Origin of the sequence: Dermacoccus sp. 147Ba (assembly GCF_004151355.1) — a bacterium.
Lineage (GTDB): Bacteria > Actinomycetota > Actinomycetes > Actinomycetales > Dermatophilaceae > Dermacoccus > Dermacoccus abyssi.
In genome coordinates this window covers 51292-72010 of sequence record NZ_SEHL01000003.1, presented here as the reverse complement: position 1 = coordinate 72010, position 20719 = coordinate 51292, and the positions used below count along the sequence as shown (strand labels likewise).

Sequence of the window (20719 nt, the reverse complement as noted above, 5' to 3'; positions counted from 1 at the left end):
GGTCAGTGGCCCACGGCAGCAGCGACGGCGAGAATGGCCTCCCCCACTTCGTCATCGGATTCGCTTGGCACACAGCGAAGGTCGACCAGGGTGCGCCCGCCGTTTGTCCGTGCGACCACGCACGGCTCGCCGAGCCGCAAGGGCTCCGCGAAGCTGTCAGGGAGGGCAACCGCGAGACTCGGCAACGGCACACCGGGGGCCCCACCACCACCGACGCGGGCGTCCACTTCGACGACGTCGCCGCCGACCCGGCGAGCGAGTCGTTCCGTGCGCTCGCGAAGGGTCTCCGGCGTTTCCCGAAGGGCTGTGAGGACGGGCGGGACGGGGCCTCGCAGGGTTGCCTCGAGGGCTGCGAGCGTCAGCTTGTCGGTGCGCACAGCACGAGCGAGAGGATGACGTCGGATGCGCTCGAGCGCGTCGGCGTCGCCGAGCACGAGGCCGGCCTGCGGGCCGCCGAGGAGCTTGTCGCCGCTCGCAGTGACGACGGTGGCACCCTCGTCGAGCCACGTCGCGGCGTCGGGCTCGTCGGGCAGGACCCGTTCGGGCGCGAGTAGGCCGCTGCCGACGTCCGCGACGACGGGCAGGCCCAGTGTCGCGAGTTCAGCAACGCGCGGCACACCGGCGAAACCCTCGACGCGATAGTTACTCGTGTGCACCTTGAGGATGGCCCCTGCGTCCCCCGACGCAGCCTCGTAGTCGCGAAGGTGCGTGCGGTTGGTCGTACCGACCTCGCGCAGACGGATTCCTGCGGACTGGAGGAGGTCGGGCAGACGGAACCCGTCGCCGATCTCGACGAGTTCGCCGCGGCTGACGATGACCTCGCGCCCCTCGGCGAGTGTCAGGCAGGCCAAGAGCAACGCAGCGGCCCCATTGTTGACGACGAGGGCGCCCCCCGCTGCGGGGACGCGTTCGCGGAGGGCTTCGAGGGCGCCGCGGCCACGCGGTGCCCGACGTGCTGTGGTGGGGTCGAACTCCACATCGACGTGACCTGCCGCGGCGAGCAGCGCCTCGCGGGCAGCGTCGCCGAGGGGCGCGCGACCGATGTTGGTGTGCACGACGACTCCGGTTGCGTTGATGACCCGGCGCAGCGTCGTCACCGATCCGGGAAGCGCTTCGAGGGCGACGGCCGCCACGGCGTCGGGCGCGAGTTCTCCTGAGCGAGCGCGGCGTTGGGCTTCGACAACAGACGCCTTGACGACGTCGACGCCGAGTCGGCGGACAGCCGAAGCGAAGCGCGCATCGGCGAGCAGTGCGTCGGTACGCGGGATGCTGCGGCGCGGGTCGTCATTCACCCGGCCATCCTCTCAGGCGAGCCTGCGAGGAAGCTCGCCGTGTCGCACCGAGCCAGAGACCGAGCCTGCGAGGAAGGCCCGTGTCGCACCGAGCCAGAGGCCGAGCCTGCGAGGAAGGCCCGTGTCGCACCGAGCCAGAGGCCGAGCCTGCGAGGCCGCTGGCCGGAAGACGCGGCAAAACAGGCCAAAGCTTTCCGAGCCTGCGAGGAGAAGTTTGGCGGAGGTGGACAGGAATCGAACCTGCCAAACCGAGATACTCGGTTTCACCGGTTTTGAGGACCGGGGGGCCCACCAGGAACCCTGACACCTCCGTGTTCAACGGTAGTGAATGTTGGTCCATTCACCAAGCGAACACGCTTTCGCGGATGGCGCGATTCGATCGTGCATGACCTGCGGCAGGCGAATCTCAGGCCGCCAGGTTCGCACCGGCCCCGATCACATCCCAGTGAGAGCCGTGCGTAGGGTCGGACCATGGAGCCGATTCGATTGACGCAGTTCGCCTCCGGTGGCGGGTGCGCGTGCAAGATCCCGCCCGGCGAGTTGGAGGAGGCGGTCAAGGGCCTCGTCGGTGAGCCGAACCCGAGCGTCCTCGTCGGGCTCGACGACGGTGATGACGCCGCAGCGGTCCGTGTCGGCAGCCAGGCCGTCCTGTCGACCGCGGATTTCTTCACCCCGGTCGTCGACGACCCGTACGACTTCGGGCGCATCGCCGCCACGAATGCGCTGTCGGACATCTACGCCATGGGCGGCACCCCTGTCGTCGCGATCAACCTCGTCGGGTGGCCGCGTGAACGGATCGGCCTCGACGTCATGGCCGAGGTGCTCCGCGGCGGCGCGGACATCGGTCGCGCCGCGAACTGCCCCGTCATCGGTGGGCATTCGATCGACGACCCGGAGCCCAAGTTCGGCATGGCCGTCACCGGCATTGCCGATCCGGCCAAGCTGCTGCGCAACGACGCCGCCGAGGCGGGCCTGCCGATCTCGCTGACGAAACCGCTCGGCTCGGGCGTGCTCAACAACCGACACAAGCGCACGGGTGAGGTCTTCGCCCAGGCCGTCGACGTGATGACGACGCTCAATCGGGACGCCTCCGTCGCCGCGGTCGACGCCGGCGCCAAGGCCGCCACGGACGTCACGGGGTTCGGCCTGCTCGGCCACCTGTGGAAGATGATGCGCGCTTCGGGCGTGGCGGCGGAGATCGACGCCGCAGCCGTTCCCTACATCGACGGCGCCCGCGAGGCGGCACGTGACGGCTACGTCTCCGGCGGCACACGCCGCAACCTCGATTGGGTGGCCCCGCACATCGAGTCCGAGGTCGACGAGAACGAACTGCTTCTGCTCGCCGACGCCCAGACCTCCGGCGGGCTCCTCGTCATCGGCGAGGTGCCGGGCGCGCCGATCATCGGCCGCACCGTGACGGGTGAACCCGGCATTCGGGTGCGCTAGAGATTGAGCGCGAAAGTGCTGGTTGTGCACGAAATATCGTGCACAACCAGCGCGTTTCTGCATCAGTCCCGAAGGACCGGGTGACCGTCCGGCCCTGGCAGCGGACGACGTCCGTCGGCCGTGCGCGGACCCGCCGTGATGTTGCCGGTCCCGCCGCGCTCGTCGAGGCGGCGCCGCTGCGGCGCCATCGTGTACTTCGGGTCCTTCGCCGACTCCATTCCCGCTTCGAACACGGCAAAACGGGTACACACCGAACCGGCGACGAAGCACGCTCCCGAAAGCACCGACGCCACCCGCGAGCGCCGCGCGAACAGCGCCGTCCCGACGAAGCCCGCCACGTTGAGCGCCAAACTCGCCTTGTTGAGCTTTCCGGCCGTTCCGTGGTGCAAGGGTTCGCCGACGCCGTGGGCGTCGAGGTGCTTCTCGAGCCGGTTGAGAGCCACGAGGTCGACGGACGACCCGATGAGCGCGAGTGCACGGGCCGGCCCCGCGTGCGCCACCGGCGTCCACACCATCGCGTTTCCGCTCGCCGCGGCCGACGCCGAGCCGGCGAACACGAACGGCAGGTGGTGACGCGACTCGGCCCACGTCGGCGTTGCCGTGTTCGACAGCAGCACAGCGGTGTACGTCGCGAGCGGGCCGGCAGCCAGCGCACCCAGCGCAGCGCTCGGCGCCTCCACGCGTTCGAGTGCGTCCTCGATGAATCCGAGAACGCCGGCGCGCCGAGGCGCCACCGCCCCGCGGCGCACACCACCGACCTGGGCAACGGCGTTTTCCGCGCGCCCCACGAGCGAGGCCAACGAACCGCTGTTCTTGCGCGGCAGCAGACGCAGCGCCTCCAACCCGGCGAGCGGCACTGCGCCCCCGGCGAACGCGGAGAAGATCCACGTACCCACCGACATCGGGGAGCTCAGTTTCGCCACCCGCAGCATGTTGTAGAACCGTTCGGGTCGCCCGAGGTCCACGACGAGCGCAGCGCCGCTGACCGCCGTCGCCACTCCGGACGTCAGGCGCGTGACGCGTCGCAAGGGCGCGTTCCCCGTCACGTACGCGCCAGCCGCGAGCAGCTGCGATCCCGCCGCCAGCCCACCGGTGAAGAGGTAGATCGGAATCGGCGCCTCCCACGGCACCGGCTTGACCACGTTGTGCCCGTAGTACGAGTCGAACTCCACGTCCGGCACGAGCGCGCGCTCGCCGCGTCCCTCGCGGCGGTCGTTCAACCAGTCCGTCGGACGGCGACGCTTGTCACCGCCACCACGGCGGCGGCGTGGACCCTCGGGGTCACGGTAGGAATCGAGCGGGTTCGTCACACGCCACCCCCGACGAACGCGATGGCAGCCGCAGCCGCCATGCCACCGGCCGCGGCGAGCATTCGCTTGTACGACGACGCGAGGTGTCGCGACGGCGCCACCGGGTCGGGCGGCAGCCCGTACACCTCCGGGTCGTCGAGGAGCAGGAACACCGAACCGGTGCCGCCCACACCGTCGTCACTGCCCGCGCCGTACAGGCGCGCCTCCGTCATGCCGCGGGCGTGAAGCTCAGCCACCCGCTCCTCGGCGAGGCGCGTCATCTCCGACAGCGGCCCGAACTTGATCGACGTCGTGGGGCACGTCTGCGCGCACGCGGGCGTCCGCCCCTCGGTGAGCCGGTCGTAGCAGAGCGTGCACTTCTGCGCGTTGCCGTGGTTGATGACGGCATCCTTCTCACGACGCTCGACCACGCCGAACGGGCACCCGCCGACGCAGTACCCACAGCCGTTGCACACGTCGGCCTGGATGACGACGGTGCCGAACTCACTGCGGAAAATCGCTCCCGTGGGGCAGTTGTCGAGGCACCCCGCGTGGGTGCAGTGCTTGCAGACGTCCGACGACATGAGCCAGCGGAAATCGGGCACGTCGCTACCGGCGGTCGGCGTCAGGCCCTCCGGCGACGACGCCAGAGCGAACACGTCGACGTCGAGCGAGGATTCAGGCTGCACGCCGACCGCGCCACTGGGCGTCTCGGTCGACGCAGCACTGCGCACACTCGGCATACCGAGGTCGACCAGCTTGCGCCCCGACTTCCGGGCCGCCGCGATGCGCTCCCCCGACTGCTCGACGAACGCGACGTGACGCCACGTGTCGGAACCGAGCTCACCCGTGTTGTCGTACGAGTGGCCCGTGAGCCCGTACCCGTCCTCCGGGTTGCGGTTCCACTCCTTGCAGGCCACCTCGCACGCCTTGCAGCCGATGCAGATGGACGTGTCGGTGAAGAAGCCGACCCGCTCCGCGAGCGGCTCGTTCGGGGCCCCGCCCGTGCGTTCCGTCGCCGCACGAGTACCCCACGCGGCCTCCTCGGCCGGGTCGCCCGCGCCGCCGAACTGGCGCGCCACGTAACTCGTCAGTGCGCTCATGCGTCGTCTTCACTCTCCTCGACGTCACCCTGGGCGAGGTCGTTGCCCGTCTGGACGGTCGTGCCCGCGCGGCTCTGGTACTCGGCGACGAACCGTTCCAACGCCTCACCCTCGGGGCGCCGGCCGGCACGGATGTCGCACATGCCGATCTTGCCCTCCTGGATCTGCGTGTTGCGATCGAGGACGACGCCGAACAGGTCGTTCGCGGAATCGCCTGCCACCTGGGCGAACCCACTCGAGCCCCAGTGATACGGCATACCGATCGTGTGCACCGTGCGTCCGCCGATGCGCAGCGGTCGCGCTCGCTCCGTGACGAGGACGCGCGCCTCGATCGCGGCACGGGCCGAGACGACGGTGGCCCATCCGCCGTTCTCGAGCCCACGCTCCTGCGCCAGCTGAGGCGAGACCTCGACGAACATCTCCGGCTGCAGTTCCGCGAGGTACGGCAACCACCGGCTCATGCCGCCGGCGGTGTGGTGCTCGGTCAACCGGTTCACGGTGAACATGAACGGGTAGACGTCGCCGCCGGGCGTACCGAAACTCGGCGCGTTGAGGTTGTCCTTGCGTTCGAAGACGACGCGCGTCGGGTTGGCCTGCTGTCGGTACAGCGGGTTCGCCAGGGGTGACTCGGCCGGCTCGTAGTGCGCCGGTAGCGGGCCGTCGACGAGGCCGAGCGGCGCATACAGCCAGGCCTTGCCGTCGGCCATCATGATGAACGGGTCGTCGCCGGCGAGGCCGTCAGGCCCGCCGACTCCCTTGTCCGGCCGGTAGGAGGGCGCCGTAGTCGCCGGGAAGTCGGGGATGTCTCGGCCCGTCCAGCGACCGGCCTCCTCGTCCCACCACACGAGCTTCTTGCGCTCGCTCCACGGCTTGCCGTCGCGGTCTGCGGACGCGCGGTTGTACAGCGTGCGCCGGTTCGCCGGCCACGCCCACGCCCACTCGGCGGCCGTCTCGTCCTGCTCGTCACCGGGCTTGCGTCGCGCTGCCTGGTTGACGCCGTCGGCGTAGACGCCCGCGTACAGCCAGCAGCCGGACGACGTCGAGCCGTCGGCCGCGAGATCGACGTACGTCGAAAGCGGCTTGCCCTCGGCGTCGGTGCCGTTGATCTCCGCGATGACGGATTCGGGCACCACTTCGCCGTGCTCGTCCTTCGCGTAGTCCCACGTCATGGCCTGCAGCGGCAGGTCGCGCGGGTCATCGGAATCAGCCAGGCGGGCCCGGATGCGCACGCCCACCTCGTGGAAGAAGTCGAGTTCGCTCTGCGCGTCACCCGGCGGGTTGACGGCCTTGTGGCGCCACTGCACGAGGCGCTGCGTCTGGGTGAACGAGCCGGCCTTCTCGACGTGCGTGGCCGCCGGAAAGAAGAACACCTCGGTGTCGATGTCCTCGGTCTTCCACTCGCCGGACGCGATCTCCGGCGCGTCCTTCCAGAACGTGGCCGTTTCGATGAGCTGGAAGTCGCGCACGACGAGCCACTTGAGGTGACGCAACCCGTTGCGCTGCAGCTTGCCGTTCGCCGACCCGACGGCCGGGTTCTGGCCGAGGACGAAGAAGCCCTCGACGTCACCGTCGATCATGCCCATCGTCGACTGGTAGGTGCCGTGGGCACCCGTCAGACGCGGCATGAGGTCGAGTCCGAAGTTGTTCTCGGGCGTCGCGTGCTCGCCGAACCAGGCCTTGAACAGCGAGACGGCGTACGCGTCCGCGTTGGCCCAGTAGCCCTTCGCGTCCTTCGACACGATGGAGTCGACGTAGTCCTCAATCGTCTCGTGTTCCGCGACGCGCGGCATCGGCAGGTAACCCGGCAGCAGGTTGAACAGCGTCGGGATGTCGGTGGACCCCTGGATCGTCGCGTGCCCGCGCAGCGCCATGATGCCCGCGCCGGGGCGTCCGACGTTGCCCATGAGCAGCTGCAGGATGGCCGCCGAGCGGATCATCTGCGCGCCCGAGACGTGCTGGGTCCAGCCGACGGCGTAGGCGAACATCGTGGTGCGTTCGCGCCCGGAGTTCGCGACGAGGGCATCGGCGACGTAGCGGAAGTCCTCCGGCGAGACGCCGCAGACCTCCTCGACGAGCTCGGGTGTGTAGCGCGCGTAGTGACGCTTGAGGATCTGGAAGACCGTGCGGGGATCGGTCAGCGTCTCGTCGCGCAGCACCTCGGCGTGGGCGAGCGAGGGCCCGCCGGAACCGTGTGACTCCGCACCACCCGACGCGTGATGCCCGGACGAACCACTCTTCTCGTCGCTCGACGTGCCCTGCTCGCCGGAGGGGTCGGCGTACTGCCACGAGCTCTGGTCGTACTGACCCGTCTCGGGGTCGTAGCCGGAGAACAGCCCGTCGAGGTCTTCGGTGTCGACGAAGTCCTCACTGACGAGCGTCGCGGCGTTCGTGTACGCGACGACGTAGTCGTGGAAGTACGCGTTCGTCGACAGGACGTGGTTGATGAGCGCACCGAGGAAGACGATGTCGGAGCCACCACGGATGGTGACGTGCTTGTCGGCCACCGCCGAGGTGCGCGTGAAGCGCGGGTCGATGTGGATGACCTTGGCGCCGCGCGCCTTGGCTTCGGTCACCCACTGGAAACCGACGGGGTGACACTCGGCCATGTTCGACCCCTCGATGATGATGAGGTCTGCATTCGCCATGTCCTGCAGTGGATTAGTGGCTCCACCACGCCCGAACGAGGCCCCCAGACTGGGAACCGTGGCGCTGTGTCAAATACGCGCCTGGTTCTCGATCTGTATGGCCCCGGCTGCGGTGAACAGCTTCTTGATGAGGTAGTTCTCCTCGTTGTCGAGCGTCGCTCCGCCCAACGAGGCGATACCCATCGTTCGCCTCAGGAAGTTGCCCTTCTCGTCGCGCTCCTGCCAGGTGCGTCGACGCGTGTCGAGGAACCGCTCGACCACCATGTCGATGGCCTTGTCGCGCTCGATCGGCTCGAAGTCGGTGCCGCCGGGCTTGCGGTAGAGCACCTGCTTGATCCGCGAGGGGTTGTTGACGAGCTGCTCGCTCGCCGCACCCTTGGGGCACAGGCGGCCACGCGAGATGGGGCTGTCCTTGTCGCCCTCGATGGCGACGACCTTCTCGTCCTTGACGAAGACGCGCTGGCCGCAGCCGACGGCGCAGTAGGGGCACACCGACTGGACGCTGCGGTCGGCCGTCGTCGTGCGCGGCTCGAGCGTGCGCGTCTTCTCGCTCGTCACAGCCGGGCCGCGGCCGAGGAAGTCGCCCGAGCGCACCTGACGCAGGACAGGCCATTCAAGTGGTGACAGACCCATGATGCCGGCCTCTCTGCGCGTCGGTTACTTCCTCAATTCAACCCTACCCTGCGGCTGCGACAACGCCTCGGAACCACTCAGTTCGAGCGCTGCACGAGGCGGGCGGGAAGCGTCTCGTACCCGCGCAGAATGCGTGTCGGTCGGCGGCCCGCCCCGGGAAGCAACTCGACGTCGAAGCGGTCGAAGAAGGCACGCAGGCCCACCTCCCCCTCCATGCGCGCGAGCGCCGCTCCGAGGCAGAAGTGCCTGCCCGCGGAGAAGGACAGGTGGTCGCGGGCGTTCTCGCGCGCAACGTCGAAGGCGTCGGGGTTGTCGAAGACCTGCGGGTCGCGGTTCGCGCCGGCGAGCACGAGCGTCGTCATCGAGCCCTCACCCACGCGCTGTCCGGCCACCTCGGTGTCTTCGGCCGCCGAGCGGCCGGTGAGCAGTACGGGCGGGTCGTAGCGCAGTGCCTCGTCGACGGCGTTGCCCCAACCGGACGGGTCGGCTCGCAGGCCCGCCAACTGCTCGGGGTGCTCGACGAGCAGCCGGATGGCGTTGCTCAGCAGGTTGACGGTGGTCTCGAACCCGGCGGCGAGCACGAGGCCGGCGGTGGCCTTGAGCTCACGCTCGCTGAGGCGCCCCTCGTCGTCCGTGGCGTGCAGCAGCGTCGAGAACAGGTCGTCACCGGGGTTGGCGCGCAGGTGGTCGAAGTGCTTTCCGAGCCATTCGTCGAACTCGTCGAGGGCGCCGTCGACGGTGCGGAACGTCGACCAGTCGATGCCGAGGTCCAGGCTCGCTGCGGCATGTCCGCCCATGCGCAGGACGTTGGCCCGCTCGCTCTCGGGAACGCCGAGGATCTCCGAGATGACGGCGACCGGCAGCTTCTCACAGTAGGCGGCGACGAGGTCGACCGGCCCGCCCCTGGCCGCGAGTTCGTCGAGCAGGTCGGCAGCGATTGCCTCCGTCCGCTCGCGCAACCCCTCGACGGCGCGCGCGGTGAACACCCGCGAGACGAGCTTGCGGTAGCGCGTGTGGGCGTCGCCGTCGGTGACGAGCATCGACGGCGGCTCCACGGGGTGCAGGCCCTCGCGCCGTGCCCACTGCACGAGGCGCGAAATCGCCGGGCGGTCGTCACCGGGGAAGCCGGTGCGGAACTGGGTGGAGCTGAGCACCTCCTTGACGACGGCGTGGTCAACGCTGACGTAGGAAAACTTGCTGCGCACGAGCGGACCCTGCGCGCGGATCTGGCTGAACAGCTCGGCGATCTCCTCGGGCGAGAGGTTCTGGGCCTCGACCGTGAGGCGCGCCTGGAGGTCACCCTTGTCGGCTCCGTCCTTGAGGACGCGGCTCGGCACCGCATGCGTCAGGCCCCAGCGCACGAGGGGCTTCACCCTGTTCGTCACCACGCCACTGACGAGCTCTGCAGTCGTCGTCATCACCGTCACCACCAGATCTCGGAAGTTGTGCCGCAGATCACACTACCGACGTAGTGAGTGGCGCGCAGCCAACTCCCTTTCGGATGGCTCAGGGTTTGCGACCGCTCTCGTACAGCTCGACCGCCTTCTTGTCGCCGGCCCAGAACGCCACGGCGTCCCCCTTGACCGACGGCAGTTTCGGCCGGTTCGCCGGCGACGGCTTCTTGCCCCACGCCGAGCCGACGACGGTGCTCGGGTTCGCCGGGCGCCCCTGGGGGAACGCGACGGCCAGGGCGTTGGCGTACATCGCGGCACGGTAGCGCGAGCCGAGACGGTCGTCGTGGATCCGATCCCCCTCAACCCACTCCTCCTCGCGCTCGGCTCGCCAGTCGTAGAGACGCAGATTGGGGTAGCGCTTCGTCGCGTCGCGCAGTTGAGCATCCATGTCGCGCATGTACGCGTCGTTGTACGACCCGTTCGTCGCGATCGTCGCCGGCAGGGGCCACAACACGGGCCGCCCCTTCGTCGCCTTCATGACGGTGTCGATGCGCTGGCGGATCTTCATGTTGCTGCCGGTGTGGTCGTTCGCCGCGTCGTTCGTGCCGGTGGCGATGACGTAGCAGCCCTTGAACGTCGAGGTGAGCTTCGGCGTCAGCACGTCCATGACGTTGGGCCGGTTCATGAAGCGCTCGAAGACAGACCGGCCGCCGGAGGCGTTGACGTACAGGTTCTTGACGCCGACGTTCGCGAAGCGCGCCTCGAGCCGCTCCGCCCGGTTCGGAATCTGGTCCTTGCTCACCATGCCGACACTCACCGAGTCACCGACGTAGACGACGTCCGTGCACGAGGTCTTTCCGTTGAACGGCTGCGGCGAGGAGTTCGCCGACGTTCCTGAGTTCGATGTCGATGCCTTCGACTCGCCGTTCCTCGAACCGTCCGATCCACCGTCGCCGCTGCAGGCACTCAGCCCGAGGACGGAGACGAGGCACAAGACGGCGGGGGAAGGCTTCATCGCTTCATCATGGCGAAGGTCGGGCGTCACCGCACCTTCTCGACCGCGAGACACGCTCCCGGCGGGTGCCGGCTGCGGTGATTCAATCGGGGCATGACCACGCTGCACCTCATTCGGCACGGACAGACTCCGAACAACGTCGCAGGTGCCCTCGACACCGCACTGCCCGGCGCCGGCCTCACCGATCTCGGCATGCGCCAGGCCGAGGATCTCGTGCGCCGCTTCGACGGCACACCCCTCGATCGCGTCGTCTCCTCAGCGCACCGCCGCGCCGTTCTGACGGCCGCGCCACTCACTCGCGCACGGGCGCTCGAGCCTCTGCAGGACGAGGGCTTCGGCGAAGTGGGGGCCGGCGATCTCGAGATGATGACGACGCACGAGTCACACATGACCTACCTGACGACCGTCTTCGACTGGTCCGAGGGCGAGCTCGACGAGCGGATGCCCGGCGGCCCGGACGGCCACTCGGTTCTCGAACGCTACGAGGCAGCCATCGCGCGCGCCGTCGAAGGGCTCGCGGACGACGCAGCGGTCGCCGTCGTCAGCCACGGCGCCGTCATCCGCCTCTGGGCGACGTCGCAGGCGTCCGGCATCACGCCCAAGGACGCCGAGCACAAGCGCCTGCTCAACACCACGGTCGTGACGCTCGAGGGACGCCCGGGTGACTGGCGCTTCGTCGGGTGGGACGACCCGAACATCGTCGACGCGGGTGCCTCCGACCCCACGGCGGACGCCGAGGACGACGACTGAGGGCTCCCACGCATTCGGGGCCGAGCCACGCGCGAGGCGCTGCTCGGCCCCGAAGCCGATGGATGCCGCGAAATCAGGAGTTGACGGCGCCCGTCGAGGCCGAGGAGGAAGCCGAACCCTGGCCCGCAGACGGTGACTGCTGCGTCGACCCGCCCTGACCGCGCTCGCCGTGCGGGCTGTGGCCTCCACGCGGACCGTGGGAGTCGAGCGTGACGGTCTTGAAGTCCGCGCTCACCGCGTAGGCAACGCGCTGGCCCGACTTCGTGCCGAGCGCGACGTAGCCACCCTGGGGCGTCTTGAACGCGTGCTCGACGGTGACCGCAGCATCCTTCGCCTTCACGGCGCTCTTGACGCTCGTCAGGGTCGAGCCGGTGACGTCGGCGGGGCGCTGCTTGCCGTCGTGACCATCGGGCCCGCCGCGCCCATCACGCCCACTGGGGCCGCCCGGACCGCCGGTGCGCACCTCGACCGTCTTGAGGTCCTTGCTCACCTCGACCATGACCTTCGCACCGCTCTTCGTGCCCAGCACGTCGTACGAGCCGTCCGGATCAGCCATGACGCGCTCGATCGAGACCGCGGCATCCTTGGCCTTGACGGCGTTGACGACGCTCGTCTTCGTCGCTCCGGTCACCTCGGTGTGCTTGTGACCGCCGGGGCCGCCCTTGCCCGCGTCACCGGGCTGAGCCTGCGTGCTCGAGGAACTGGACGGCGTGGGAGCCGGCGACTGCGAGTTCGCCAGCGCTGCTCCGGAGACGGCCAGCGTGCCCGCCGCGCCGAGGCCGGCCACGATCTTCGTCGTGTTGTTCAACATCTTCTTCCCTTCTCTCATGAGGAGTTGAGGGCAGCTCGCACAACGCGGGCCACCCCCACCGCCCGAGAGAACGGCCCGCGGCTGTGATGAGGCTGTCAAACGTCCCGTCACCGCGCTGTGAGCGCGCCGTGGGCGACAATGGTCGCCATGAGCAGCATGCGTGATCGCCGTCCCGACCCGACGACGTTGAACGACCTGCCCACCCGCGGCGACCACATCGCGTTCTACCGATTCGTCGCCTTCGACGACGTCGACGCCGCCGTGGCGCGTCTGCGCGCACTCACCCACGGGCTCAGCGGTTCGGTGCTCGTCGCGTCCGAAGGCGTCAACGGGATGCTGGCCGGCACGCCGCAGCAGATCGATGCCTTCCTCGAGACCGCGAGCGCCGACGCGACGGTCGCTCACGCTTTCGACGGCATCGTCGTCAAGCGCACGGCGTTCGAGCGCCCGCCGTTTCGTCGCATGCTCGTCAAGGCGAAGAAGGAGATCGTGCCCCTCGGCGTCGACGGCCTCGACATGCCGAACCGCATGGACGACGTGCACGCGACTGACGTGCCGCCCGAGCAGTGGCGTGAACTCATCCGCCGCGACGATGTCGTCGTCCTCGACAACCGCAACAGCTTCGAATACGGCGTCGGCCGCTTCCGTGACGCCGTCGATCCGGGCGTCGTGAACTTCCGCGACTTCGCCGACTACGTCGAAGACCACGCTGACGAGTGGCGCGAGAACGGCGCGAAGATCGCGATGTACTGCACGGGCGGCATCCGCTGTGAGAAGTCGAGCCCCTGGATGCAGGATCTGGGGCTCGAGGTCTTCCAGTTGCAGGGCGGCATCCTCAACTACTTCCAGCAGATGCCGGACGCCGAGCAGGACTGGGAGGGCGAGTGTTTCGTCTTCGACGAGCGCGTCAGCCTCGACACGAAGCTGCGCGACACCGGCCGCACCCGCGAGGAGATCGACGAGCCGCGCTGACCGGTTGAGCCCGGCGAAAAATCGGGTGCCGGCGACGGCGCCCCACTCGTACGGTGGGAGCTTCCGGACCCGAGGAGGCCCATGCATCCGAACCCACCCCGCGGTACACACCTTCGTCTCGACGGCATCTCGAAGAGCTACCCCGACCGCCGCGTCCTGACCGACATCTCGTTCGCCGTCGCCGCGGGCGAACGGGCCGCGCTCATCGGGGAGAACGGCACCGGCAAGTCGACGCTCCTGCGCATCGTCGCGGGCCTCGAGGACGCCGACGTGGGGACGGTGAGCGCGCCCGGCGAGGTCGGCCTGTTCCACCAGCAGCCGCCGTTCTCACTCGATCTCACCGCCGATGAGGTGCTCCGGGACGCCGCCGCGCCCCTGCGCGCTCTGGGCGACGAGGTGACGTCGGCCGGTGAGCACCTGGCCGCGCACCCCGACGACCCCGGAGCGGGTACTCGACTCGAGCTCGCCCTCGCCGAGGCCGAACGCCGCGGCGTGTGGGAGCTCGACCACACGATCGACGAGTTGGTCGAAGGCCTCGGTATCGCCGACATCCCCCGCGAGCGCCCCGTGCGCGAGGTCTCCGGGGGCCAACTCGCCCGCTTCTCCCTCGCGTGGATGCTCGTGCGCCGACCGGAGACGCTCCTGCTCGACGAGCCGACGAACCACCTCGACGACCGTGGCGCCGAGTTGCTCGCGCGCATGCTCCACACATGGCCGGGACCGGTGCTCATGGCGAGCCACGACCGGGCCTTCCTCGACGAGTCGGTGAGCCACCTGCTCGACCTCGATCCGCGGCCGATGCCGCACCGTCAGGTCGATCGTGTCGCCGACGCCTCCGACGCAGGCTCCGCCCACGGCCTCACCCTGTTCACCGGTACCTACTCGCAGTACGTCGTCGCCCGGGCCGACGAACTGACGCGCTGGCAGGAGCAGTACGAGCGCGAGCAGGACGAACTGAACCGGCTGCGTGGGCGCCTGCACGACGATCACCGCGTCGGGCACCCCGAGCGCGGGCCGCGCACCGAGGCGCGCGGCGCGAAGAAGTTCTACTCCGACCGCAATGCCACCGTCGTCGCTCGCCGGGTCAACGATGCCCGCACCGCCCTCGAGCGCCTCGAGAACGAGCAGGTGCGCAAACCGCCGAAGCACCTGCGGTTCAACGCGGATCGGTCGCTCGCCGCAGCCCGCCGCGCCGGCGAATTGCCGAGCGGGGCGCTCGTCACGGCGTCGAACGTCGCCGTCCGAGATCGGTTACGACCGACGAGTCTCGCGCTCGCAGCCAGAGAGCGTCTGCTCGTCGAGGGCCCGAACGGATGCGGCAAGTCGACACTGCTCGAGGCTCTTGCGGGGCGCATCGCTCCCGACGGCGGCAGCGTCACCGTCGCCCCGCGCGTGAGCGTCGCCCTGCTCGGCCAGGACGCCGAAGTGAGCGGTGACGACAGCGTCCGCGACACGTACGAGCAACTCGTCGGCGCCGAACTCGCTGCCAGGCGTCCGCTGGCCACGTTCGGTTTGATCGCCGGGCGCGACGAGACCCGGCCGGTGAACAGCCTGAGCGTCGGGCAACGGCGCCGGCTGGACCTCGCCGTCCTGTTGGCGCTGCCGCCCGACGTCCTGCTGCTCGACGAGCCGACCAACCACTTCTCCCTGCTCCTGTCCGAAGACATCGAGCGTGCCCTGGCGGACTACCCCGGGGCGGTCGTCGTCGCGAGCCATGACCGGATGTTGCGCCGACGCTGGACCGGTCAGCGCTTGGAGCTCCACCCACCCGGGTGAGCCGGAGAAAAACCTCTGGCCAGGGCGAAGGGCCCGGAGTAGGGTCGAAGCAATTGTCATCGAGTGAAAGGAGTTCAGCAATGGGTTTCGACGACAAGCTGGACAACGCCAAGGACGATAAGTTCGGCCAGGCCAAGGAGGCCTACGGCAAGGCGACCGACAACGAGCAGCTCGAGGCCGAGGGTAAGGGCGACCAGGGCGTCGCCAACCTCAAGCAGGCTGGCGAGAAGATCAAGGACGCTTTCAAGAACTGATCGTTCTCGGTGTCTGACACCGCTTGTACGAGAGGCGCATCTCCCGATTCGGGAGGTGCGCCTCTTGCCGTGTCCGGTTCACGTGATCCGCGAAGGAGCATCGAATTGTGACCTGCATTACCTGACGGTAGTCGTCTACCAAGCGCTCCACAGGTCACAGATCGATTTCATCTTGCTGTGAGCCACACCTCTAGTTAGGTCGAATACCGCTGCAGCGCAGTCCGTCTCACAGGTTGGTCGCGGCGACGCAGCATCGTCTTGTTTTTCGGGAGTTGAGCGAGCCCTACCGTGACGCACGGCACTTTTCCGCCCACTCGAGTCACGGGGTCAGCGGGAAGGCCCTTCCCCTTGAAAGGCTCCGCATGTCCTCGACTCTCGACGCGCCGCCGGCCGCACCTCGCGGATCCGGCGACTCCGGTGACGCCGGCTACGCCAAGCACCTGAAGAACCGCCACATCCAGATGATCGGCATCGGTGGCGCCATCGGCTCCGGCCTCTTCATGGGATCGGCCGGGCGTCTGCACTCCGCAGGCCCGTCGCTCATCTTCGCCTACGCCATCTGTGGCGCCGTCGCCATGATCGTGGTGCGCGCGCTCGGTGAGATGGTGCTCTACCGCCCCTCCTCGGGCGCCTTCGTGTCCTACAGCCGCGAGTTCATCGGCGAGAAGGGCGCGTACGCAGCGGGTTGGTTCCACTTCACCAACTGGGCGTTCACGCTCATCGCCGACTCCACCGTCATCGCGAGCTTCCTCATCTTCTGGAGCCCGCTCAAGGACGCCCTTCCGCAGGGAGGCTGGGCCGCCATCGCTCTCGTGACCGCCCTGGCCATCAACCTCATCGGCGTCAAGCTGTTCGGCGAGATGGAGTTCTGGTTCTCGGCCATCAAGGTCGGCACGATCATCCTGTTCATGCTCGCCTCGATCTACTTCATCATCGTGGGCCAGGACCTCTCGGGCGGCGGCAAGCCCGCCAGCGCCGGCGTTCACAACATCACCGACTCGGGCTTCTTCCCCAACGGTGTCTCGCCGATGTTCACATTGCTGACCGGCGTCATCTTCGCCTACGCCGCCATGGAGCTCATCGGCGTCGCCGCCGGTGAGACCGAGAACCCGCGTGAGGTCATGCCGAAGGCCGTCCGCTCGGTGCTGTGGCGCATCCTCATCTTCTACGTGGGCACCATCACGCTTCTGTGCTTCCTCCTGCCGACCGCGCAGTACAAGCAGGGCGAGTCACCCTTCGTCACTGTGCTCGACCGCGTGGGCTTCCACGTCGGTGGCGTGCGCATGGCAGACATCATGAACGTCGTCCTCATTTCGGCCGTCGCGTCGTCGATGAACTCGGGCCTGTACTCGACCGGCCGCGTGCTGCGCTCGATGGCCGTGGCCGGTACGGCGCCGCGCATCCTCGGCAAGATGAGCCGCACCCAGGTTCCCTACGCCGCCATCCTGGCGACGGCCGCCTTCGGTGCGATCGGCGTCGTCATCAACTTCAAGTGGCCGTCGCATGCCTTCGAGATCGCTCTCGAGGCCGCCACCCTCGGCATCATCGGCGTCTGGTCGATGATCCTCATCTCGCACATGATGATGGTCCGCAAGGCCGCGCGCGGCGAGCTGGAGCGTCCGGACTTCCGCCTCAAGGGTGCGCCGGTGCTCAACATCATCGCGCTCGTGTTCCTCGCTGCGGTTCTCGTGCTCATCGCGATCGACCCGACGGACAGCAGCCCCGAGTCGGCCGCTGCCGTTCGCTTCGGCGGCCCGATCCTCGTACTCCTGCTCGTCGGCGGCTGGTTCCTCGTGCGCAACCGCATCGACGCCGCGGTCTTCGACGACATCGACGACGGTGACGAGTACGTCACGAGCTGATCGCTCACCCGTTCCACGCGTGCGGCCGCCGTACCTTTCCCGGGGCGGCGGCCGTACGCGTCCTCACGCCTAGACTGACTGACGTGATCGACCTTCCCGTCCTGTTCTCCACGACCGCCGACTACTACCGCTTCGCCGTCGTCGAACTACGCCGCGAGGCCGACGTGGAGAAGGTGACGCGCGTGGGTGAGGACGCGGGCTTCGTCCAGTTGAAGAACGGCGGCATCGAGCGACTTCACGAACTCGCCTCGTCCGGCTACCTGCGCTTCTGCAAGCACTTCGCCGCCGTCGAGAAGCACGCGACGACGAAGTCCCTTGAGCACGAGGACGCCGAGGAGATCGCCGAGTGGGCCTTCGACGGCATCGCCACGCGCCTCGAGGCACTGGCCGACTCCGGCGAGTACACGCCCGGTTCGGCCATCTCCCTGCACACATGGGATTCGGGGCAGGGCCCGTGGGCGCCCGGCAAGGTGCGTCGGCCCCTCCTCGAGATACTCATGGACGAGGGCGTCCGGGTCGTGCCCAGCGGCGCCGACCTCGCGTTGTCGGTCTGCCTCGGTGAGGACCGGGTGACGACGGGTGTCACGCCCTCGCGCTACGCCCTGTCCGACTGGGCGGGTGGACGCATCCGTCTTGCCTCGCGCAAGGAGCAGGTCAGCCGCGCGGAGTTCAAGCTCGAGGAGCTGTTCACCCACATCGACCTGCCCGAGGGGGACGTGGCCGTCGACCTCGGCGCCAGCCCTGGCGGGTGGACACGCATCCTGCGTTCGCGCGGGTACGGCCACGTGCACGCCGTCGACCCGGCCGGTCTCGACCAGCGCGTGCTCGACCTGGGCGGCGTGGAACACCACCGGACGACGGCCGGGGAGTTCGTCGCTACCTTCCCGCGTCGGGTCGACCTCATCGTCAACGACATGCGGATGCCCCCGCAGCTGTCGGCCCACACGATGCTCGAGGCGTCCGACATGCTGAACCCGGGCGCAACGGCGATCGTCACGCTGAAGTTGGGCACGAACAACCCGGTCAAGCAGGCCGACGAGGCGATGAACATGCTGAGCGAGGCGTACGACATCACCTTCGCCCGACAGCTGCAGCACAACCGGCACGAGATCACCGTCGTCGCATTGCGCGCCTGACGCTGCGTTTCGCCCGACGCTGGGGAAAATCGGTCGCCGCGCGAGGATCCGGCTGTAAAACTCCCGACACCATGAGTTCTGCACCCGACGCCGCGCTGGCCACTCAGCTCCTGCGCGAGCAGGCACCGCACCTCGCCCAGCTTGCCGTGCGCCCGAGCCCGGCCTCCGGCAGCAGCAACTGGGTGTTTCGCGTTGGAGGTCACCTCGCACTTCGCCTCCCACGCTCCGACGACTACGCCACGGATCTGGGCGACGAGATCACCTGGCTGCCGACGCTCGGAGCCGGCGTGAGGACGCCGATCCCGCGCGTCGAGTTCGTCGGAACGCCGAGCGAGACATTCCCTCGACACTGGGCCGTCGTCACCTGGATCGAGGGTCGAACTCCGACGAACCTCGACGCTTCGGCGCAGCGGTCGCTCGCGTCGTCACTCGGGGAGTTCGTCGCCGAGCTTCACGCCGTCGACACGGACGGCGAGGTCGGCGGCGCCGAGCGTTGGGGTTACCGGTGCGGCGATCCGGTGACCGACGCCACCGACGCGTGGGTCGACCAGGCCGCCGCCACGCTGAGCGACCTCTTCGACCCGACGCAGGTGCGTCTGGCCTGGGCACGCCTGCGGGAAGTGGAGGCCGCGACCGGCTCCCGGACCTGGGTGCACACCGACCTTTCGACCGAGAACGTCCTCGTCAGGGACGGCGGCACCCTGGCCGGCGTCATCGACTTCGGCGGACTCGGCGTGGGCGACCCTGCCGTCGATCTGCTCTACGCGTGGGATCTGTTCGACGCTCCAGCACGCGCCGTGTTCGCCCGTGCCGCCGCAGCCGACGAAGCCACGACGGCGCGCGCCCGCGCGTGGGCCTTCCCGGGCCCGGGCCTCGTGACGCTCGCGGAGTACCGCGATTCGATGCCTGAACGCACGGTCCGCCTCACCCGCATGGTCGAGGCCGTCGCGGCCGACGTCGGGGTCCGCCTGCGCTGAGATCGCCCAACGTTGGGAGTTTTCCGGCCACGCAGCATCCCTTCGGCTGCAAAACCCCCAAGGTTGGGGTTTTACGCGAGCTGTCGGAAGTGGGGGCGCCAACCGTCCGACAGCCGTACCGAACGGCCGCGGCGCTCCAGGGCCGCGGCGACTGCCTTCACCGTTCCGGCCGGGTCGCGGTAGATGCCGTGGGACACAACGCGGATGACCTCCCACCCCTCGGTGCGCAGGGACATTTCGCGCTCGATGTCCGCATGCTTCTGAGCCTCAGTGACGTAGTGGTGGTCCCCGTCGTACTCGATCGCGATCTTGAGATCCGGGAACGCGAGATCCAGCCTTCGACGACGCCCGCAAGCCACCACCTCGAACTGCGCGTCCGGCTGGGGTAACCCCGCCAACAGAAGCAGGACCCGTAGCCGCGACTCCATGGCCGACTCGGCACCGGCATCCACGAGCCTCACCAGGTCTCGAGCGCGCCCTGGCCCCGCACCGCTGGACGACCACGACGCACGCGCCGACTCCGGTTCCACCCCGGGCAGCCTGAGAACGGCGTCCGCGAGCACGACGACGTCGACGAGCGACAGCCGGGGCAAACACTCACGCACGAGGTCGACCGGCGCCGTCGTCGGCAGCCGCAACCGCACCGAGGGAACCCAAACGCTCGACGTCTTCGAGTTTCGGAGGTGACGGTGCACGACGAGTCCCGCACCGCGCACGTCCCGGCTCGCCGGGATGCTCACCGACACGCCCTCGGACCACGGCGCCGGCAGACCCCACAGGAGCGCCGCATCGAGTCGCGAGATCCGCGCGCCCTCACCACACCGTCGCACCGCTGCGACGCAGCGGAGCCCGTGCCCCACCTGCACGCGGGCATCGACGAAGACACCCCGGAACAGACGGCGTACGTCCGCGCTGTCGAGGTCGCTCCGACTCAGCCCTGCTGCGAGAGCCTCGTCCGAGGTGAACGGGAGCGCGCCGAACCTGTCCTGGGCAGCACGTCGACGAGCTACCACGCTCTGGCGCGGGGGACGCGCTCCGGACGAGGGGTAAGAGGCGGAAGCAGAAGGGGGCATACCTCCAGCGTCGCGATTTCGCGCCGACCACCGCGAAAGTTACCCACAGCCCGCGAGGATGCCGACAAGACCGGCTCTCAGGGCGAATCACCCAACGTTGGGAGTTTCGCAGCCAACACCACACCGTTCGGCTGCAAAACCCCCAACGTCGGGGGTTCGCCGCCCGACCCCATCCCGGGAGCCGTCGTCGTGCCTCGGCACCCCGTGCCGCAGGTCACGTCGATGGCGGTAAATGTTCGATTCTCCAACCGTTAATGAACATTTCCGACATTGGTGGCAGAAACCCAACAG

16 protein-coding genes and 1 tRNA gene are annotated in these 20719 nt (G+C 68.8%); 8 read left to right on the top strand and 9 right to left on the bottom strand.

The annotated features are described in order from the left end of the window. Positions 1-2: 2 nt before the first annotated feature. Both selA and EVU97_RS04800 read right to left on the bottom strand, forming a co-directional pair. Positions 3-1292 carry an L-seryl-tRNA(Sec) selenium transferase gene (gene selA, locus EVU97_RS04805; protein ID WP_129663976.1) on the bottom strand — a complete coding sequence of 430 codons (1290 nt, stop codon included), beginning with the start codon at positions 1290-1292 and terminating at the stop codon, positions 3-5. 215 nt (positions 1293-1507) lie between these two features. Continuing rightward, positions 1508-1603, bottom strand: a tRNA-Sec gene (locus tag EVU97_RS04800). 160 nt (positions 1604-1763) lie between these two features. Here EVU97_RS04800 and selD point away from each other — a divergent pair. After that, entirely contained in the window at positions 1764-2738 is a 975-nt protein-coding gene (gene selD, locus EVU97_RS04795; RefSeq protein ID WP_129663974.1) for a selenide, water dikinase SelD, read from the top strand. Between the two features lie 62 nt (positions 2739-2800). Here selD and nrfD read toward each other — a convergent pair whose 3' ends face one another. From nrfD to EVU97_RS04765, 5 genes are all read right to left on the bottom strand, one after another. Beyond that, positions 2801-4048 (bottom strand): NrfD/PsrC family molybdoenzyme membrane anchor subunit, encoded by a 1248-nt coding sequence (gene nrfD / locus EVU97_RS04790; RefSeq protein WP_129663972.1) that lies wholly within the window; start codon positions 4046-4048, stop codon positions 2801-2803. After that, complete coding sequence (locus EVU97_RS04785) at positions 4045-5130, bottom strand: 4Fe-4S dicluster domain-containing protein (protein ID WP_129663970.1); 1086 nt, start codon at positions 5128-5130, stop codon at positions 4045-4047. Before EVU97_RS04785 ends, nrfD begins: the two co-directional genes overlap by 4 nt. Then, positions 5127-8411 carry a formate dehydrogenase gene (fdh, locus tag EVU97_RS04780; RefSeq protein ID WP_370448527.1) on the bottom strand — a complete coding sequence of 1095 codons (3285 nt, stop codon included), beginning with the start codon at positions 8409-8411 and terminating at the stop codon, positions 5127-5129. Before fdh ends, EVU97_RS04785 begins: the two co-directional genes overlap by 4 nt. A gap of 74 nt (positions 8412-8485) precedes the next feature. Continuing rightward, positions 8486-9826, bottom strand: coding sequence for a cytochrome P450 (locus tag EVU97_RS04770; protein ID WP_129663966.1), 1341 nt, complete (start codon positions 9824-9826; stop codon positions 8486-8488). 88 nt (positions 9827-9914) lie between these two features. Further along, positions 9915-10817: a hypothetical protein gene (locus tag EVU97_RS04765; RefSeq protein ID WP_129663964.1), complete on the bottom strand. Its 903-nt coding sequence runs from the start codon at positions 10815-10817 to the stop codon at positions 9915-9917. A gap of 93 nt (positions 10818-10910) precedes the next feature. Between EVU97_RS04765 and EVU97_RS04760 the strand changes: the two genes are divergently transcribed. Continuing rightward, positions 10911-11567, top strand: coding sequence for a histidine phosphatase family protein (locus EVU97_RS04760; protein ID WP_129663962.1), 657 nt, complete (start codon positions 10911-10913; stop codon positions 11565-11567). A gap of 73 nt (positions 11568-11640) precedes the next feature. Here EVU97_RS04760 and EVU97_RS04755 read toward each other — a convergent pair whose 3' ends face one another. Further along, positions 11641-12378: a hypothetical protein gene (locus EVU97_RS04755; protein WP_129663960.1), complete on the bottom strand. Its 738-nt coding sequence runs from the start codon at positions 12376-12378 to the stop codon at positions 11641-11643. Between the two features lie 147 nt (positions 12379-12525). On the opposite strand from EVU97_RS04755, the gene EVU97_RS04750 reads away from it, so the two are divergent. The 6 genes from EVU97_RS04750 (at position 12526) to EVU97_RS04725 (ending at position 19355) form a co-directional block, all read left to right on the top strand. Further along, positions 12526-13350, top strand: a complete 825-nt coding sequence (locus EVU97_RS04750; protein ID WP_225910975.1) for a rhodanese-like domain-containing protein — start codon at positions 12526-12528, stop codon at positions 13348-13350. Between the two features lie 81 nt (positions 13351-13431). Then, on the top strand, positions 13432-15126 hold the full coding sequence (locus EVU97_RS04745; protein ID WP_129663956.1) for an ABC-F family ATP-binding cassette domain-containing protein: 1695 nt from the start codon (positions 13432-13434) through the stop codon (positions 15124-15126). A gap of 80 nt (positions 15127-15206) precedes the next feature. Next, entirely contained in the window at positions 15207-15380 is a 174-nt protein-coding gene (locus tag EVU97_RS04740) for a CsbD family protein (protein ID WP_129663954.1), read from the top strand. Positions 15381-15742: 362 nt separating this feature from the next. After that, complete coding sequence (locus EVU97_RS04735; RefSeq protein WP_129663952.1) at positions 15743-17242, top strand: amino acid permease; 1500 nt, start codon at positions 15743-15745, stop codon at positions 17240-17242. A gap of 83 nt (positions 17243-17325) precedes the next feature. Continuing rightward, positions 17326-18378, top strand: coding sequence for an SAM-dependent methyltransferase (locus EVU97_RS04730; RefSeq protein ID WP_240730132.1), 1053 nt, complete (start codon positions 17326-17328; stop codon positions 18376-18378). Positions 18379-18449: 71 nt separating this feature from the next. Further along, positions 18450-19355 carry a phosphotransferase gene (locus EVU97_RS04725; protein WP_225910976.1) on the top strand — a complete coding sequence of 302 codons (906 nt, stop codon included), beginning with the start codon at positions 18450-18452 and terminating at the stop codon, positions 19353-19355. 71 nt (positions 19356-19426) lie between these two features. Here the strand turns inward: EVU97_RS04725 and EVU97_RS04720 are convergent, their stop codons facing one another. Then, positions 19427-20428 (bottom strand): endonuclease domain-containing protein, encoded by a 1002-nt coding sequence (locus EVU97_RS04720; protein ID WP_129663950.1) that lies wholly within the window; start codon positions 20426-20428, stop codon positions 19427-19429. Positions 20429-20719: the final 291 nt, after the last annotated feature.

Excerpts from the sequence above, each read along its gene's own strand:
- selD (WP_129663974.1), top strand. The coding sequence starts at position 1,764 with ATGGAGCCGATTCGATTGACGCAGTTCGCCTCCGGTGGCGGGTGCGCG.
- EVU97_RS04785 (WP_129663970.1), bottom strand. The coding sequence starts at position 5,130 with ATGAGCGCACTGACGAGTTACGTGGCGCGCCAGTTCGGCGGCGCGGGC.
- EVU97_RS04770 (WP_129663966.1), bottom strand. The coding sequence starts at position 9,826 with ATGACGACGACTGCAGAGCTCGTCAGTGGCGTGGTGACGAACAGGGTG.
- EVU97_RS04765 (WP_129663964.1), bottom strand. The coding sequence starts at position 10,817 with ATGAAGCCTTCCCCCGCCGTCTTGTGCCTCGTCTCCGTCCTCGGGCTG.
- EVU97_RS04760 (WP_129663962.1), top strand. The coding sequence starts at position 10,911 with ATGACCACGCTGCACCTCATTCGGCACGGACAGACTCCGAACAACGTC.
- EVU97_RS04755 (WP_129663960.1), bottom strand. The coding sequence starts at position 12,378 with ATGTTGAACAACACGACGAAGATCGTGGCCGGCCTCGGCGCGGCGGGC.
- EVU97_RS04750 (WP_225910975.1), top strand. The coding sequence starts at position 12,526 with ATGAGCAGCATGCGTGATCGCCGTCCCGACCCGACGACGTTGAACGAC.
- EVU97_RS04745 (WP_129663956.1), top strand. The coding sequence starts at position 13,432 with ATGCATCCGAACCCACCCCGCGGTACACACCTTCGTCTCGACGGCATC.
- EVU97_RS04740 (WP_129663954.1), top strand. The coding sequence starts at position 15,207 with ATGGGTTTCGACGACAAGCTGGACAACGCCAAGGACGATAAGTTCGGC.
- EVU97_RS04735 (WP_129663952.1), top strand. The coding sequence starts at position 15,743 with ATGTCCTCGACTCTCGACGCGCCGCCGGCCGCACCTCGCGGATCCGGC.
- EVU97_RS04725 (WP_225910976.1), top strand. The coding sequence starts at position 18,450 with ATGAGTTCTGCACCCGACGCCGCGCTGGCCACTCAGCTCCTGCGCGAG.
- EVU97_RS04720 (WP_129663950.1), bottom strand. The coding sequence starts at position 20,428 with ATGCCCCCTTCTGCTTCCGCCTCTTACCCCTCGTCCGGAGCGCGTCCC.